The following is a 380-nucleotide window of genomic DNA, read 5'->3' as shown; positions in this document are numbered from 1 at the left end:
AGTCGTCCGGGTCGGGGTAGCGCTGCGAGAAGTGGGTGAGCACCAGGTGCCGCACACCCGCCTCCGCGGCCACCCGGCCCGCCTGGCCGGCCGTCAGGTGGCCGAACTCCTCGGCGAACCGCGCGTCCTGGTCGAGGAAGGTGGACTCGATCACCAACATGTCGCAGCCGGCGGCGAGTTCGGGCACCGCGGGGCACATCCGGGTGTCCATCACGAAGGCGAAGGACTGGCCCGGCCGAACCTCGCTGACCTGCTCCAGCGCCACCCCGCGCAGCGCGCCGTCCCGTTGCAGGCGGCCGACGTCCGGTCCGGTGATGCCGTGGGCGGCCAGCCGCTCGGGCAGCATGCGCCGCCCGGCCGGCTCGTCCAGCCGGTAGCCG

General features: G+C 74.5%; 1 protein-coding gene. It reads right to left on the bottom strand.

What is annotated here, in order from left to right; genetic code table 11:
• Positions 1 to 380 (bottom strand): MBL fold metallo-hydrolase (locus tag AC5RWQ_RS30775; protein ID WP_494286096.1); only part of this gene is annotated, 380 nt, incomplete at both ends.

The sequence above is a fragment of the Micromonospora sp. BS32 genome (genome assembly GCF_059089345.1).
The sequence above is the reverse complement of the archived record's forward strand: the minus strand, read 5'-3'. Positions and strand labels throughout refer to the sequence as shown.